Genomic DNA, 15,517 nt, shown 5'->3' on the forward strand with positions numbered 1-15,517 from the left:
CACCCCTCGTCGTCTCACCACACGCCCTGAAGAACGAGCCCGGCCTGCGCTCCCGTCGCGCTCGGGACTACATGGACGCCTTCACGGGCCGGCGTGCCGCCGAGGAGCCATCCCTCCGCGAGGAACGATGCCGCCGTCGCGATCCCGAACACGGCCCCCGTTGCCAGTGCCACGTTGCCGAGCGTGGCGAACCGACCCCGCTCGGTCGCCTCTTTGCGGATCTCCGCGCACGCCGAGGGCGCGTTCGTCCACCAACACGTCGTCGACGTCCAGCCGCGCTGGCGGAGCACCACGTCCCGCTCGGCCAGGTTGCCGTCGATCACATCGGCCCGCAGCAGGAACACCGTGCCAGCCGCCAGCGCCGCCGTCGCGAGCGCCGCGCCCCCGATCCGCAGCTCCGTCAGGGGAAGCGCCCGCCGCGCCGCCGGAGGTGGCGGCGGGGCCGCCGGCCGCGCCGGGCCAGCGCCGGCCACCCCCGGCGCGGCGCGCTCCGGCGCGCGAGGCAGCTTCAGGGTCAGCGAGCTGGCCTTGCCCGCCTGCCCGTCGAACGCGCCTACCGCCTCGCTGTGGCCGTCCAACCGCGCCCGCACGGTGTGCTGCCCCGGCTCCAGGAACAGCTCGTACGTCGGCGCCCGGCGACCCAGCGCCTTGCCGTCGACGAAGACCTCGGCGTCCGGTGGACTCACACCCAGGTAGAGCGTCACCACCCGGCTCTCGGCCTTCAACAATCCTTCTTCGGCCCGCTCCGCCAGCAGGCTGCGGAGCGCGCCGCGGTGTCTCAAGCTCTGCGCCAGGTGGTCTGCCGCGTCTCGATAGCTGCCCAGCGCGAGCTCGCACAGGCCGAGCTCCGCGGCGATCTCGGCGCGCTCCGCGTCGGTCGTCCACGCCGCGTCGGCCGCCTTCAGCGCCGCTTCGTACGCCGCCTCGGCCTCGGCCCATCGCCTGGCATCGCGCGCCTGCCGAGCACGGCGCAGCAGATCCTCCGCGGTCGATGGCTCGTGGGTCCCCGCGATCGCATGGAGATCCTGCGCGCTCGCCACGCCCTCCAGCACCGCGACGACGCCGAGAAAGACGCACGGCAAGACGGAGGGGACCGCATGGCGCACGCCACGGTGGATACTCCTGCACGCAAGCCCATGTCAACGCGCACCGTCCCGCGACCGCCGAGCCTCCTCGTATATCCGCCTCGTGGTCCAGTGAGCTCACGATGGTCGGAAATCGTCCTCAAGCTACCGGATACATGAGAATTTCAGCAATGATGATGCAATGCGTGACTCCGCTCCGGAGGGCCTTTGAGGACGGAACGAGCACCGCACCCACGACGGCTGCTGGGCCCCCGTCGAGATCCGCAGCCGGCAGAGGTGTGGCGGCGGAGGCGGAAACCTCACCGAGGCGCTGCTCCTCTCTTCGGGCTCGCCCACCGTAGAGCCACTCGCAGCGCCTCTTGCGAGGACTCGGTCGATTTTTTCGATTTTTTGACCGTCGGGCCGGGCTCGGATCGTCTGCTGGACCGTGGACCGAGCAACGCCGACCTGCCCTGTACCCGCCCGCGTGAGAGCGCTCATCAGCTACGTTGGCGTGCCCGAGAGGGACCGCGACGACGTCGCTCAAGACGCGATGGCGCGGCTCTGGGAGCGGCGGGAGCAGGCCCGATCGGCGAGGAACCCGAGCGCGTGGTGCGACAGCGTCGTCCTGAACACGGCCCGCGATCACCGGCGAGCGTCGCGCAGGCGCGAGGAGGCGCTCACGGGCCTCGACGAGGCGGCGCTCTGCGATGAGCGAGAGAGCCCCGAGGATCACGCCATCGCTCGCCAGGAGGCAGCGCTGGTGCGGCAGCTCATCGAGGAGATCGGCGAGCGGCGCCGCGGGGTGTTCATCGCGTGCGAGCTCCTGGAGCGGCCGATCGCCGACGTCGCCCGAGAGCAGGAGATCCCGCTGGAGACGGCACGAAGTCGCCTGCGCCGGGCCTGGGAGGAGTTCGAAGAGGCGGCGGCCCGCTGGGAAGCGAGGCAACGAGGCCGCGGCGCTCGCCGGCTGCGCGCCGCGCTGTTCCCGCCCTGGCTCCTGGAGCGGTGTTCCTGGCGGCGACGTAGTCCCGCGCGCTGGATGGCGCGAGGCTTCGTCATCGCTTGTGCGGCGGCGCTCGGTGTGCTGGCCGTGGGCCCGATGGAGCCCGTCGCGCCTCTCCGCCCCTGCATGGCCACCCTGCTCTCCAGGAGGACGACCGAGCCGGAGACCGGGCAGGCCGCGCGGGACCCTGCCGGGCCGGCGCGCGTGAGCGGTGCGCTGGACGGGGCGGTGATGGCCCCTCCGGCGCTGGATGGGGCGGTGACGGCCCCTGCCGTCCCCGCCATGCCGACGGGCTGGCCAGCCGCGCAGCGCCGCTCGAGGATCAGCTCCCGCGAGCAGGAGCTGATCGCCCGCGCACGGACGGCCATGGCGGCCGGTGATGTCGTGTCGCTCGTCGAGGCGCGACGCCTGCTGGAGGAGCACGGGCGGAGATTCCCGCGCGGTCGCCTGGCGGGTGAACGCGAGGCCAAGCTGGCCGGGCTCAGGTGATGACCGCGCAGTAAACATCGACGCGAACGACGTGGCCTTCGTCATGGAGGCGGAGCTAAACCACCGTGGTTCGCGGCCTTCGTCGCAGGGGATTGAGCGCCTCCTGAGCGGGCGTCGCGCGCCGAGCGACGCCCATCGAGGAGCGATCGTGTCCGCTCGCCGACGAGCGTTCGCGCGGAGCATTCACGTTTCACATGGAGGCGAGCCATGGAGCTTCTGGCGCTGCCCTCGCGAGGGCCGATGATGCATTCCATCAGAACACACGTCTTCGCCGAGGAGCGGGCTCCTCCGGCGCGGCACGACAGGACGGCTCGTTCGAGCGCATCGGGCACGCCTCGCACCGCGCAACGGATAGCGGCGCAGCCGGGACCTCGGAAGAACGAGGTGAAGCCTGCCGCGAGCCCGTCTCGGGCTCATGCGTTTCAATGCCTCTTTCAAGCAGAAACGATTCGGCGCGTTCGCCGGTGGCTCGCGCGGCTCCGTGTGCCCGAGCGCGATCGGCACGACCTGAGCCAGGACGTCTTCCTGGCGGCTGTCATGAGCTTCGGCAACTATGACCCCTCGCGCGGCCCGATCGCGCGGTGGCTGAACGGCCTGGCGGTGAACCTGGCTGCGCGTTACCACGCGAAGGCTTCTCGGCGGAACGAGGTCATCACGGATCCCGTGGAGCTGAGCGAAAGAAAGAGCAGCCTCGCGAAACCGGACCCGATCACGGGCAGGCAGCTCGACACCCTCGCGACCGGATCCGGTTGCCGGCAAGCAGCTGGCTACAGGCACGTGTTGTCGACGACCACGCCGGTCTCCTGGAAGCGCAGGGTCCCGGGCTCCCCGTCGAGCGTGACGGTGATATCCATGTCGATGATGCACGGTATGCCGGTGTTCGGCTCAGCCTCCCACGACATCGTCCCGGTGGCCCCGGTCACGGTATACGTGCGCTCGTCGGCGGGCGGCATGCCCGTGTCAGTGCAATCGCCCATCTTGTCGGTGAGGGCCACGTCCAGCACGCCCCAGAGGTCCTCCAGCTCGACCCCGGCATAGAGCGGATCGCTATCGGCGAACGCCGCGATCGAGATCGCCAGACACCGATCCTCTCGCAGGTCGGCGTGGTGCACGTAGACGCGGTCGTGATCGGCGATCACGTAATCTGCGCTTGCGCAGACCGTATCCCTCGACGCGTTCACCCCGGCCGCGTGCGCCATGCACGCATTGCAATAGGTGCGCTGATCGCACCCGCAGACCCCCTGACATTCGTCCGGACATTCCCCTACCCTCGGCCTCGGCGTGCATTCGCCCTGCGCGTCTGCGTCGCACGCCACGTCGGGCGTCGCGCAGTACTCCGTCTCGCCGCAGACCGCTCCCGCGCTCCCTCCGCAGGCGACCGGCGCTGCGCCTCCACTTCCGCCTCCGCCGTCGCCGGTCGTGCTGCCGCCCGCGCCGCCCATGCCGCCCGCGCCGCCTGCTCCGATCGGCGACACGTTTTCGTCGTCGCTGCAGGCGGCGAGGAGGAGGCCACACAACACGGAGCCAAGGAGTTCATGTCTCATGAACGGACTATGCCATGACCGCTCGCCGGAGAGGAGCGGCCAGGGCGGTGTCATGCTCCTGTCGATCTCCGAAACGCCCGGCCCCTTGCGGAAGCAATGCCGCGCTTCCGCCGGCAAATCGCTCCAGCCAGCGCCAGCGCGATCGCCGCGAGCGGCGCTCCGGGCGAGCCGTGCGCGCCGGCCACGGTGCAGCCGCAGCCGCTGTCCGCGCCGGAGCCGCCCGCGGCGGCCCCGCCCGCGGCGGCCTCGCCCGAACCGCCGCCTGACCCGCCGCCGCCGCCGCTGCCTCCCGTGACGCCGCTGCCGGCCGGATCCGTGAGGCCGCCGCCCGCGCCGGAGTCCAGGCTCGTTCCCGTCGAGCCACCGGTCCCGCTGGCCGCTGTCGTGCTCGTGTCCTCCACGCAGGCGCCGCCGGCGCAGGTCTGCCCGCTCGGGCACACCGCTCCAGCGCACGCGTCCACGCACGTGCCCGCGTCGCAGCGCTGGCCAGGCGAGCACGCGACGCCAACGCAGGCCGACTCTCTGCAAAGCCCGCTCGCCTCCTCGCACGTGCGCCCGCTCGAGCACGGCGTGCACGGGCACTCCGGCTTGCACACGCCGCCGTCGCAGACCGTGCCCTCCTCGCACGTCACGGTGCTGCACGGGTCGACGCACACCCCGACCCGGCACACCGTCGGGGAGGGGCACTGCACTCCATCACAAGGCGCGCGGCACCGCCCGCCGACGCACACCTCGCCCGCGTCGCAGGCGACCTCGGCGCAGGCGGGCTCGACACAGAACCCCGCGGCATTACATGCCTTGTCCGAGGGGCACACGAACTCGCCCCTGCCGCACGCCTGCACGCACACGCCCCGGTCGCAGACGTGCTCCGGCGGGCAGAGGTCGCCTTCGTCGGCGGTGCCGTTGCAGTCATTGTCGAGCCCATCGCAGGTCTCCTGCGACGACGGCACGAGCCCCTGGCAGGTGAGCCCATCCGCCGAGCACTGGGTCACCCCTGGCGCGCACACGCCGGGCAGCCCGGTATCGCACGGCTCGCCGCCGCCGGTGCAGGTGAGTCCGCTGAAGAAGTAGACATAATCGTTGTAGTCGCCATCGTTGTTGAAGTCGCCAGGGTTCCGGCCGACGTCGCCATCCTCGAACGCGACGTAAAACGCGTTCGGCGTCACCGCCGAAGCATAGATGACTGCGGTGACCCAGGGTCCGGGCGTGGTGCAGCCCGTGCACACCTGATTCCAACGCTGCTCGGAGTAGTGGGTCTGCGCGCCGATGAGGGCGAAGCCGATCTGCCCGCCCGCATAGGCTGGATTGCTCCGGATATCCGCGGCGGTGATGACGGTGCCGACCGAGGAGCCGGCGGGGACGATCTCGTGGATGTCGTCGATCGCCGGCGGCGCCGTGGCAGCGGGGTCGACGTTGTACCAGCCGACCCCGAGGCGAGAGCCTGTCTGCCGGAGCACCAGCTCCGCCGTGAAGCCGCAGAGCGGCGAGAACGTGGACGGCTCGGTGTTCCCATCGGCCTGGTAGTCGAGCGCCTCCTCCCGGTTGTCGAACAGGGTGTAGAGCTGGACCTCGTTGTTCCTCGAGTCCTGCGGCATGACGCTGCCGTTCGGCTGCGTGACCAGCGCGCTCGCGGGGAGCGACGAGAGGCCGATGAAGAGCGCTCCCGAAAGGATCAAAGCGTATTTCATCACCTGGTGATACAGAGACGCGCGCCCCAGCGTCAACGGAAACATTCCGTGACAGCAGACAGGCGAAATGTCGGGCGCCCGCCTACAACACCGCTCCGTTGACGCTCATGAGCGTGAAAGCCTCTGCGCTCGCGGCGGCCGCGACCCGGGCGCTCAGGCGACGCTGCGCGCGGGCCCGGACGCGGGCGCGGCGCCGTACGCGGCGCGACAGCGCTCGTACCGCTCGAGGAGCTCGCCCGTGGTCTTGGGCATCGGCACGCGCGCGCGCGTGATGTACGAGATCACGTTCTTGCCACGGACGATCAGCTCGACGCCCCGGGCGGCCTGCTCCCGCTCATGGGGCGAGGCGTCCGCGCCGAGCAGCGGCTGGAAGCCGGCGAGCTTCTCCGCCGACACGACGAACGACGTCCAGACCTCGAAGATGTCGTCGTCGGTGCGCAGCGTCTCGCACTTGATCTTGGCCGCGTGCGCGAACTCGCGGGCCAGGCGGTCCAGCCCGGCGAACATCGGCGAGCCAGCGAAGGTGGCGATCATCGCGTCGCGAATGCCGTCGATCGCCCTCATGCTCTGGGCGATCTTGACATACCGGCTGTTGTAGAACGCCTCGATCGGGAACGAGAACGCCTTGAAGGGCTCGCCCCAGAGCTCGTCGAGCCCCTCCTCGCCGCTGCGGTGGAGCACCATCTTCCCGAGCGTCAGCGCCTCGAGGAGGTGCTCTCCGCACTCGCGCATCAGGGCGTTGTCGGGCTCGATGGTGACGCCGAGCTCCTGGATCTCGACGAGCTTGGTGAAGATATCCGTCGCTCGATTGAAGATCGCGCCCGCGAGCATGGCGGCCTTGACGCGCTTCCGCTGCGGATCGGTCTCCGACTCGAAGGCGAGCCGCGCCTCGTCCAGCCGTTTCCCTGGGACGTTGATGCCGTGCTCGACGTGGTTGAACAGGCGCCGCGTCAGCGCCTCGATGAGGCGCTTCTTCGCGAGCAGCGTGTCGGCCGGCGCCTCGTAGGCCTTGATCCAGTAACCGTAGTAGTAGACCCGCAGCTGACCGTCGATGATCTGCTTCTTCCCGAGCGGTATCGCGCTTTCCATGGCCCGCCTCCGATCGGCTGCCAGGCGGCGCCCCTGCGCGGGAGGCGCGCGGGGGAGCATGCCCGTGCGACAGCCGAGTAGCATGGGCGCAAGGCGGCCCGCAAGACGTGAGCGACGCGATCCGGCGGAGTTTTCCGCCGGAAACCGGGACTTAACCGACAGGAAAGACAGCGGCTCGCGGCGTCGCCGCGGCCGAGCGCCAGCCCGCGCGCCCGCCGACCTCGGGGGCTCTCGGGGGCTACTGCGCGCACCCCTCGAGCTCGGCCATCATGCGCCAGAACGCCATGGCCTTGTTCTCGCAGGCGCCCTGGGTCGTGTGGGTATGCTCGTATTCCGCGTTGCCGGACGTCTCCACGTCGTAACGCGGGTGCTGCATCGGGATCTCGACGCCGTCCACCGTCGTTGTGTGCCGCTCGCCGTCCGCGTGGACGTCGAGGTCCTCGAAGTCATAGAGGATCTTCCCATGCTCCCGGCAGAAATCGCGGATCTGCTGGTTGCGCTCCGTGCGGTTCACGCCGTTGTACTCCTCGTCACCGGGCCCCGTCATGTAGATGAAGGTCACCTCCGGGAACTCCTGCCCGAGCGCGTCGAGCACGTCGAGGTACCGCTGCACGTCCTCCTCGGTCTGCTCGGAGATCTCCGAGGACCACGCCCACATCGAGTACCGGATTTCCGGGTGCCCTCCGAGGATGGTGCGCACGTCGTTGATCCCGGCCTCGGTCGCCCAGTACTCCTCGCCCGGAATGAGGTCGGTGTCGATCATCCCGTCCCACATCAGGAAGGCGCCTTCCTGCTGCGGGACGTCGCAATACTCCGTCTCGAAGGCGTAGGTAGGGGTCTTCGCCTCGATGCTCTCGGCGCCGACGATGATCTGGAAGCCGTGCGAGCGGTGGGCGTAGTGGAAGACGAAGTCCCCCGACCTGAGCGCCTCGGCGCAGCTCGCCGGGATACCGTCCAGGCTCGCGTGCCGGTGGTCGAAGGTCCGCGCGTTCGCGGGATCGGGATTGGGATCGCCGCCGGACGCCGTCGTCACCCCGCCGCTCGACGCCGACGCCGACGTCGACGCGCCGCCCGACCCCGCGGTCGACCCGCTGGTCGCCCCGCCGCCCGACCCCGCCGTGGTCGCCCCGCCGCCCGACCCGGCGGTCGCCCCGCCGCCCGTTCCACTCTGGTCTGCCGGGCTGTCGTCTTCTCCGCAGGCCAGCGCGCCGAGAGCGAGGGAGAGACCAGCAGCGATGATAGTTGAATTGCAAAATAATTTGTTCATTGCAGTGTGGATTCTAGACGGAGGCAAGGGGATCGCAATAGCTCTCGCGAGCGGTCTCGTGCTGCCGCGCGGGGGTTCGGAGGCGGGGGCGTCGTGGTTTCTTGCGGCGCCGGCGCCGGCGCCGGCGCGGGCTCCGGCGGACCGCCGCGGAGGCCCGGCGTGCTGCGCTGCGCAAGCAAGGCCCCTGGTGCGCCGCGCGCGGACGCGCAGCGTCGGCGCGCGCAGCGTCCGCGCTCGCCGTCGTCCCGAGCGCGTCCCCCTCGCCGAACACCGCCGCTGTCAGGAACGTCACGCACCGATAGCGCTCTCGACGCCCGCGTCGGACCCGGGCCTGCCACGGCGATCCGGGGAGCCATCTCGTGGCCGTGTCGAGCCCGAGACGCCCGGAACGTGGCGCACAGAAGGATAATCCATCTGACATCTCCCGCCTCGTCGTGGCCGGCGCCTTTCCTATCCTGTACGCTCCCCTCGCCTCCCTCGGCTATCAGGAGGAAGCCATCACCATGCAGTTCGCTCCGGATTCCGTCGTAGGTGGGAAGTATCGTCTCGAACGACCTCTCTCGCACGGCGGGATGGGCTCGGTGTGGGTGGCGCGACACGTCAACTTGGGCTCTCTCGTCGCGGTCAAGTTCATGGACCCGACCTATGCTGCGTCGTCGACGTTCCTCGCCCGCTTCGAGCGTGAAGCCAGGATCGCGGCGAGCCTCCAGAGCCCACACGTCGTCTACGTCCAGGACTTTGGCGTCGACGACGAAACTCCGTACCTCGTGATGGAGCTGCTTCAGGGCGAGGACCTGGGCACGCGCCTCTTGCGCGTCGGCCGGCTCTCTCTCGTGGACGCCACCCTGATCCTGGTGCAGGCCGGCAAGGCCATCCGTCGCGCGCACGACGCCGGCCTCGTCCATCGCGATCTCAAGCCTGCCAACCTGTTCCTCGTGCGCGTGGAGGGAGAGCAGGACGAGGTCGTCAAGATCCTCGACTTCGGCATCGTCAAGGACACTGGCGCGGCGCTGACGGAAGAGGTGACCCGCACCGGCGAGCTGCTCGGCTCGCCCCACTACATGAGCCCGGAGCAGGTCCGGGGCGAAAAGGACATCGATCAGCGCAGCGATCTCTGGTCGCTCGGGGTCATCCTCTTCTATGGCGTCACAGGCGAGCTGCCCTTTCAGGGGGCCCAGCTCGGCGCGGTGATCGCCAACATCCTGGTCGGTCCGGTGCCCAGCGCGTCCCTGATCGCGCCCGACCTGCCGCCGGAGATCGATGCCTTCTTCGCGCGGGCGCTGGCCCGCGAGCGGGCGGAGCGCTTCCAGTCGGTCGGAGAGATGATGGGCGAGCTCCGCCGTGTCGCGGGCATGGCGTCTCCATCGATTCCGGATCTGCAATCCCCGTGCTCCGGCGTGCCGAGCACCGCTCGGCCGAGGCTCAGCGGGACGATAGCGCTCGACGTCGCCAAGCTCGACGAGCCGGCGGCCACGCCCCGCTCGGCGAGGCCAGGCACCCTGACCGGCGCCGGATCGACGGCGCAGGAGGCCCGACTTCAGAGGCCTCAGCGCGCGAGGCTGGTGATCGGCATCGCGATGGCGATGCTCGTCGGCGCCAGCGTCACCATCGCGCTCGGTCGGGGCGGAGCGAGCGGCGGGGGCGATGCGAAGGCCGCCTCGGCCGGCGCGCCGGCGTCGGAGGAGATCGCCGCCAGCGCGTCAGCAGAGGTCGAGCCCTCCCCGGAGCCGCTGGAGAGCGTGACGCCCGCGACGCCCGTTGCAGAAGCGACGGGCTCGGCAGCGGACGCCGCCGGCGAGACCGCGGCGCCACCAGCGCCCTCGACGTCCACCACGGCAGCACGCCCGCCGTCGAGCGCCACGCCCAGGACACCACACACGGGTGTCCCCTCTCCTTCCAGGAGGCCGCCGATCCCGCCAACGACCGCGCCGGGGCTCGACCGAGCACCGATTCCGGAGGTGCCCTTCTAGCGCGGAGACCCCTTATTTTTAGCAGAAGATTGAACAGGGAGACGGGGAGACGGGGAGATTGGTGGGATTTCACTCCCCGTCTCCCCGCCCCCCTGTGAATTTTCTCGAAAAGGCCGAGGGGTTGCTTCAGCTCACCGACGAGCCGGCGTGTCAGCTCCGGGCGTTTCGCTGCCGGCGACGGAGCGTCAACAGCGCAAGGCCCATGGCGACGACCGCTGCGTACGACCTCTTCGGCTTGGCATCGCCACCGACGACGGCGCACCCACCCGTTTCACCCGATTCACCTGCAGACTCCGAGCCCGCGCCGGTGGTGGCGCTGTCCGCAGCGCCGCTCGTACCGCTCGTACCGCTCGTGCCGCTCGGGTCGCTGCCGCCCGTCGTGGTGACCTCGCCGCCGCCAGCGGGCTGCCCGCCAGAGCCGACGGTCACGCCCTCGCCCGCGCTTCCGCCGTCCCCCGAGGCGCCGCCGCTCCCCGCAGCAGGCCCGGCGCCGCCGACGTTCTGATCACCCCCGGAGCCGTCGCCCGAGCCACCCGTGCCGCCGCTGCCGGCAGCCTCGGAACAGTCGGTCTCCGGATCGGCCCCACCGGCCTTGTCCAGACCGAAGAACGCGAGGATCGCATCGGCCTCGTACGGCATGGAGTGCGCGCCGTTTCTTCCTGACCAGGCCTCGAACACCGTGTAGCCACACTCGTTCTTCCAGAACTGGCGATCATAGGTGGTCCCGCCCGATGTGATCATGTCGGTCGAGGTCGGGGTCTCGCTCAGCTCGAGGACGTTCGTCCATTCCTTGATCGCCTCGGCCTGGTTCTTGTAGTTGATCGTCGCGTCCGCCGTGCCGTGGAAGATCTGAAGGCGGGGGCGATGCCCCGTATACCCAGGGAACATCCCCCGAACCTGATCTCCCCATTGCTGCGCTGACTTGCTCGTCCTGCCGCCCGCGCAGTTGTTGCTCCATTGCTGGCCCCCGTCGAAGCCGTCCGCCCAGCACCCGGCCGCCACCCCCGCCCTCGCCGCGCCGGCCCGGAAGATGTCCGGGTACACCGCCAGCATGGCTTGCGTCATCATCGCTCCGGACGAGCCGCCCATCACGTAGACGCGCTTCGGGTCGCCTTTGTACTTCTCGAGCGTGTACTTCACCATCTGAGCGACGGCCTGCGTGTCGCCGCCGCCGTCGTGGGTCAGCGATTTCGTCGTGCCCACGTCCCAGCAGTTCCGGCCGGTGGCCTCCGGAAGGATGATGATGAAGCCGTTCTTGTCGGCGCCCGCCTTGACACCCGAGATGCTGTTGAAGAACGAGCTCACCGGCGTGCTGCACGAGTGGCAGCCCACCACGATGGGCGGATTCTCGGCCAGCTTGTCCGGGACGTAGATGTTCATGTTGACGTAGCTCGGGACGCCGCTCGCTCCCCACGTCGCCTGGCTCACCGCCTGCACGGAGGCCGCGTACACCGGCATGGCCGCGAACAGACCCAAAGAGAACGACGCGACCACGAAAACGCGATTCTGAAATCGACGCATGTTCGATTACCTCTAAAGCTGGCGTCGCCGACGATGGCGCGCGATTGGCGCGCGGATGCTATCGACACAGGAACTTGGGCGCAAGCCGCTTCGGGTTCTTCCAGTCCGCGAAAATTGAACCAAGACCTTGCGCATCATGGAGCCTTCTCGCGCTGTGAATGGCCGTAAACCCGCAGCTCACCCCTTCACGCCGGGCGGGCCGCCTTTCGACCTCGCTGTCGCGCACCGCTCTGCATAGACGGCCGGCGTGAAGCCGACCTGGGTCTTGAATTCCCGGATCAGGTGCGCTTGATCATGATACCCGAGCTCCTGCGCGAGCGCCGCCCACGCGACGGGCGCGCCCGTGGCCACGCGCTCCGCGGCCTCCTGCACGCGTGACCGCCGGATGATCCACTTGGGCCCGACGCCGATGTACCGCTCGAACGCGCGGTGCAGCGTGCGGACCGAGACGCCCGCGATCCGGGCGAGATCCTCGGCGCGGTGGATGTCGCGATCGTCCTGCGCGCGGGCGGCGAGCGCCATCGCCTCGCCGAGCCCGGCGTCCTCCGGGCCCCTGCGCGCGCGCAGGAGCTCCTCCACGGCGCGGATCGCGGTGGCGTCGTCCGGCTGGTCGAGCACGGCGCGCTCGAGCGGCCCGGCCGCGCCGCCGAAGATCTCGACGAGGGGGACGACGCTGTCGACCAGCCGGCGCATGGGGACGGGCGCGAACGGGAAGAAGCCGCCCGGCTTGAACTTCGTCGCGACGACGCGCCCCGTGCCCTCGATCCGGACGACCTCGCGGCGGGTCCCGATGCCGTGCACCGCCGAGCCCGGCGCCTCGATGGCCAGGTTGACGCAGGGGTGCGGCAAGAGCTCCTGCTCGAACGGCGCGGTGAGCGACCAGCGGACGACCCAGTGCCAGTCGACGAGCCTGGCCAGGTCCGGCGCGGGCGCGTGGCGGTGCAGCGCGAAAAAGCGCTGGAGACCCGCGGCGGGGTTCAGGATGCCGCGGGTGGGGTCCTCGGGGGTGATGCTCCGGCTCATGATCGCGCGTGGCGCTCTTTTACAATACCGCGCCTCGCCCGGGCAGTAACGTCCGCCCCGGAGGCAGCAACATGGCTGATTCGACCACGATCCCGAGGGGCAACCTCGTCTTGTTCCATTCTCCGAACTCGCGCTCGATGGGCACGCGCATCCTGCTCGAGGAGCTGGGCGCGCCCCACGAGCTCCGCGTGCTGAACATGAAGGCCGGGGAGCAGCGGAAGGCCCCTTACCTCGCCGTGAACCCGCTCGGGAAGGTGCCCGCGATCCTGCACGACGGCGCGCTCGTCACCGAGCAGGTCGCGATCGTCATTTACCTCGCCGATCTGTTCCCGGAGGCCGGCCTGACCCCGGCCATCGGGGATCCGCTGCGCGGGCCGTACCTCCGGTGGATCGCGTACTACGGGTCGTGCTTCGAGCCGGCCGTCGTCGATCGGGCGATGAAGCGCGATCCGGCCCCGGCCGCGACGTCTCCGTACGGAGATTTCGATACGATGTTCGGCGTGGTGGCGGAGGCGCTGCGGAAGGGGCCGTATCTGCTCGGCGATCGGTTCTCGGCGGCCGACGTCCTCTGGGGCAAGGCGCTGGAGTGGATGGTGACGTTCAAGCTCGTTCCCGAGCTGCCGGAGGTGAAGGACTACGTCGCGCGGGTGTGCAGCCGGCCGGCGTTCGCGCGGATCGCGGCGAAGGACGCAGAGCTCGCCGCGGCGCACGAGGCCGCGGCCGCAGCGGAGGCGCAGGCGAGCTGATCGCCGCCCGGGCTGCCGTCTACTCCGGCTGCCCACCCAGCTGCTTCACCGCCCTCGATCCCGCCTCGATCCCGCGCCGCAGGCACTCCGCCTCGCGCGCGCCCTGGAGCTCCGCGGTGATGAACCCGGCCGCGAACGCATCGCCGGCCCCGGTCGTGTCCACCACCTCGACCTGAGGCGCCGGCTCGTCGAGGCGCACGCCCTGCCGTCCGCCCACCGCCGCGCCCCGCGCGCCACGCTTGATGATCACCCGCTCGAAATAGGCGCCCAGCGCGATCATCTGCGCGGTGAGGTCACCCGTGCCCGAGAGCGCCTCTGCCTCGTCGGCGTTGGCGAGCAGCGTCGACATCCCTCGTGTCCACTCAAGGAAGTCCCCGACCCCCACCTCCCGCAGAAAGCCCACGGACGCGGCGTCGAGGGCGATCGGGACGCCGCGGCGCCGCGCCTCTTCGGCGAGCCGCAGCACGGCCCGCCGAGGCCCTTCGGCGAAGAGCGAATACCCGGAGACGAGCACCAGCCGCGTCTCGTCCAGGAGCCCCACCGGCATGTCCGAAGGCTCGAGCGCGAGGTTCGCCCCACGGTCGGTAAGGAAGCTCCGCTCCCCGTCGGCGTCGACGAGGATGACCAGCACGCCCGATGGATTCTGCGGGTCGGCCACGAGGATCGGGTCGACATGGAAGCTCCTGAAATAGGCTTCGAGATGCGGCTTGTCCCTGGCTCCTACCCGGGCGACGAACGACACCTTCGCTCCCATCGAGCCGAGCCACACCGCCTGGTTGGCCCCCGAGCCTCCCGGCCGGCTCTCGATCTTGGCGCGCCGGTCCGAGCCGCGCACCAGCGGCCCCTCCGGGCGGACGATCACGTCCGTCATCACGTCGCCCACCACGAGCACGCGGTCGGCCGCGCTCATGCTTTGGCCTTGGCCTTCGGCTTCGACTTCGACTTGGGCCTGGCCCCGAGCTCGCTCATCGCCGCCGCGATCTCCGCCGCCACGGCCGCGTTGTTCTCGACCAGCGCGATGTTGGCGACGAGGCTCTTGCCCTCGGTGAGCTCGAAGATGCGCTTCAAGAGGAACGGCGTCAGGTCCTTGCGGCTCACCCCCTCTGCCTCGGCGCACCGGATCGCCTCCTCGATCCTCGCCTCGATCGCCCTGGGGTCCATGGCATGGCTCTCGGGGATCGGGTTGGCCACCAGGACCCCGCCCATGCCGAGCTCGAACTGCAGCGCGATGACCCTGGCCGCTTCCTCGGCGCTGTCGATCCTGTGGTCCACCTTTTGCCCGCTCTGCCGCGCCCAGAAGGCCGGGAAATCCTCTGTCTTGTAGCCCAGGACCGGCACGCCATGGGTCTCCAGCGTCTCCAGCGTCTTGGGGATATCGAGGATCGACTTGGCCCCCGCGCAGACCACCGCCACCTGCGTCTGACTCAGCTCCTCGAGATCGGCGGAGATGTCGAAGGTCGTCTCCGCCCCGCGATGCACGCCGCCGATGCCCCCGGTGGCGAACACCTGGATACCGGCCCAGGCCGCCGCCATCATCGTGGTCGCCACGGTCGTCCCGGCCAGCCCGCCCAGGACCAGGAGCGCCGCCACGTCGCGCCGCGAGGCCTTGGCCGCCTTGCCGCCCGCCCTGGCCAGCCGCTCGAGATCTTCCCCCTTCATACCCACCTTGAGCTTGCCGTCCATGATCGCGATCGTCGCCGGCACGGCGCCGTTCCGGCGGACTACCGCCTCCACGCGCTGCACCATCTCGAGGTTCTGCGGATACGGCATGCCGTGCGTGATGATGGTCGATTCCAGCGCGACCACCGGCCGGCCGCCAGCGAGCGCTTTCCTGACCTCGGGCGAGATGGAGAGATAGTCCTTGATCGACACGCTGAGATCCTTGGGCGGCGAGGGTTTGGCGGCTATAGAGGCACCGGGCACGAGCGTCAAGCGGTCACGACTTTGGGTACCGCGATCTCGCGGCCGTTGCCATTTTCATTTCTGTTCCGTCCCGTCACCCTCTGTGCCCAGCCCTTTCAAGGTCACAAACCATGTAAGTCCATCCGATCCATAGCGCACTCTGTAGGATCTGTTTTCCAGCGAAGAGCCCGAAGCTATTGCGCACGGC

Annotated in this window: 12 protein-coding genes and 1 pseudogene; 4 read left to right on the plus strand and 9 right to left on the minus strand. The window is 69.9% G+C overall.

Annotation, left to right across the window (positions count from 1 at the left end; translation table 11 throughout):
- Positions 1-14: 14 nt before the first annotated feature.
- Positions 15-1,106, minus strand: a complete 1,092-nt coding sequence (locus tag WME73_RS36915) for a PEGA domain-containing protein (protein ID WP_437912598.1) — start codon at positions 1,104-1,106, stop codon at positions 15-17.
- Between the two features lie 445 nt (positions 1,107-1,551).
- Between WME73_RS36915 and WME73_RS36920 the strand changes: the two genes are divergently transcribed.
- Both WME73_RS36920 and WME73_RS36925 read left to right on the plus strand, forming a co-directional pair.
- On the plus strand, positions 1,552-2,559 hold the full coding sequence (locus WME73_RS36920; protein ID WP_437912599.1) for an RNA polymerase sigma factor: 1,008 nt from the start codon (positions 1,552-1,554) through the stop codon (positions 2,557-2,559).
- A gap of 243 nt (positions 2,560-2,802) precedes the next feature.
- Positions 2,803-3,189, plus strand: a pseudogene (locus WME73_RS36925) (sigma factor); the annotation flags it as partial.
- 137 nt (positions 3,190-3,326) lie between these two features.
- Here the strand turns inward: WME73_RS36925 and WME73_RS36930 are convergent.
- The 4 genes from WME73_RS36930 to WME73_RS36945 form a co-directional block, all read right to left on the minus strand.
- The gene (locus tag WME73_RS36930; RefSeq protein WP_437917531.1) at positions 3,327-4,103 is read right to left on the minus strand and encodes a hypothetical protein; all 777 of its coding nucleotides are present in this window, start codon (positions 4,101-4,103) and stop codon (positions 3,327-3,329) included.
- A gap of 50 nt (positions 4,104-4,153) precedes the next feature.
- Positions 4,154-5,791 (minus strand): hypothetical protein, encoded by a 1,638-nt coding sequence (locus WME73_RS36935; RefSeq protein ID WP_437912600.1) that lies wholly within the window; start codon positions 5,789-5,791, stop codon positions 4,154-4,156.
- A gap of 153 nt (positions 5,792-5,944) precedes the next feature.
- Complete coding sequence (locus WME73_RS36940) at positions 5,945-6,880, minus strand: hypothetical protein (RefSeq protein ID WP_437912601.1); 936 nt, start codon at positions 6,878-6,880, stop codon at positions 5,945-5,947.
- 238 nt (positions 6,881-7,118) lie between these two features.
- Entirely contained in the window at positions 7,119-8,147 is a 1,029-nt protein-coding gene (locus WME73_RS36945; protein ID WP_437912602.1) for a hypothetical protein, read from the minus strand.
- A gap of 503 nt (positions 8,148-8,650) precedes the next feature.
- Between WME73_RS36945 and WME73_RS36950 the strand changes: the two genes are divergently transcribed.
- Positions 8,651-10,117: a protein kinase domain-containing protein gene (locus tag WME73_RS36950; RefSeq protein WP_437912603.1), complete on the plus strand. Its 1,467-nt coding sequence runs from the start codon at positions 8,651-8,653 to the stop codon at positions 10,115-10,117.
- A 150-nt stretch (positions 10,118-10,267) separates the two neighbouring features.
- Here WME73_RS36950 and WME73_RS36955 read toward each other — a convergent pair whose 3' ends face one another.
- On the minus strand, positions 10,268-11,638 hold the full coding sequence (locus WME73_RS36955; protein WP_437912604.1) for an extracellular catalytic domain type 1 short-chain-length polyhydroxyalkanoate depolymerase: 1,371 nt from the start codon (positions 11,636-11,638) through the stop codon (positions 10,268-10,270).
- Between the two features lie 177 nt (positions 11,639-11,815).
- The gene (locus WME73_RS36960; protein WP_437912605.1) at positions 11,816-12,661 is read right to left on the minus strand and encodes an AraC family transcriptional regulator; all 846 of its coding nucleotides are present in this window, start codon (positions 12,659-12,661) and stop codon (positions 11,816-11,818) included.
- Between the two features lie 71 nt (positions 12,662-12,732).
- On the opposite strand from WME73_RS36960, the gene WME73_RS36965 reads away from it, so the two are divergent.
- A complete protein-coding gene (locus tag WME73_RS36965) occupies positions 12,733-13,407 on the plus strand; it encodes a glutathione S-transferase family protein (protein WP_437912606.1) in 675 nt (224 codons plus the stop codon).
- Positions 13,408-13,426: 19 nt separating this feature from the next.
- Here the strand turns inward: WME73_RS36965 and WME73_RS36970 are convergent, their stop codons facing one another.
- Positions 13,427-14,317 carry a carbohydrate kinase family protein gene (locus WME73_RS36970; protein WP_437912607.1) on the minus strand — a complete coding sequence of 297 codons (891 nt, stop codon included), beginning with the start codon at positions 14,315-14,317 and terminating at the stop codon, positions 13,427-13,429.
- Entirely contained in the window at positions 14,314-15,273 is a 960-nt protein-coding gene (locus tag WME73_RS36975; RefSeq protein WP_437917482.1) for a pseudouridine-5'-phosphate glycosidase, read from the minus strand. The genes WME73_RS36970 and WME73_RS36975 overlap by 4 nt, the downstream gene beginning before the upstream one ends.
- Positions 15,274-15,517 lie beyond the last annotated feature (244 nt).

It is taken from the genome of Sorangium sp. So ce302 (assembly GCF_051530145.1).
Lineage (GTDB): Bacteria > Myxococcota_A > Polyangia > Polyangiales > Polyangiaceae > Sorangium > Sorangium cellulosum_B.

What these genes read in the sequence shown, in the direction of transcription:
- WME73_RS36930 (WP_437917531.1), bottom strand. Translation starts at nt 4,103, where the DNA reads ATGAGACATGAACTCCTTGGCTCCGTGTTGTGTGGCCTCCTCCTCGCC.
- WME73_RS36935 (WP_437912600.1), bottom strand. Translation starts at nt 5,791, where the DNA reads ATGAAATACGCTTTGATCCTTTCGGGAGCGCTCTTCATCGGCCTCTCG.
- WME73_RS36940 (WP_437912601.1), bottom strand. Translation starts at nt 6,880, where the DNA reads ATGGAAAGCGCGATACCGCTCGGGAAGAAGCAGATCATCGACGGTCAG.
- WME73_RS36945 (WP_437912602.1), bottom strand. Translation starts at nt 8,147, where the DNA reads ATGAACAAATTATTTTGCAATTCAACTATCATCGCTGCTGGTCTCTCC.
- WME73_RS36950 (WP_437912603.1), top strand. Translation starts at nt 8,651, where the DNA reads ATGCAGTTCGCTCCGGATTCCGTCGTAGGTGGGAAGTATCGTCTCGAA.
- WME73_RS36955 (WP_437912604.1), bottom strand. Translation starts at nt 11,638, where the DNA reads ATGCGTCGATTTCAGAATCGCGTTTTCGTGGTCGCGTCGTTCTCTTTG.
- WME73_RS36960 (WP_437912605.1), bottom strand. Translation starts at nt 12,661, where the DNA reads ATGAGCCGGAGCATCACCCCCGAGGACCCCACCCGCGGCATCCTGAAC.
- WME73_RS36965 (WP_437912606.1), top strand. Translation starts at nt 12,733, where the DNA reads ATGGCTGATTCGACCACGATCCCGAGGGGCAACCTCGTCTTGTTCCAT.
- WME73_RS36970 (WP_437912607.1), bottom strand. Translation starts at nt 14,317, where the DNA reads ATGAGCGCGGCCGACCGCGTGCTCGTGGTGGGCGACGTGATGACGGAC.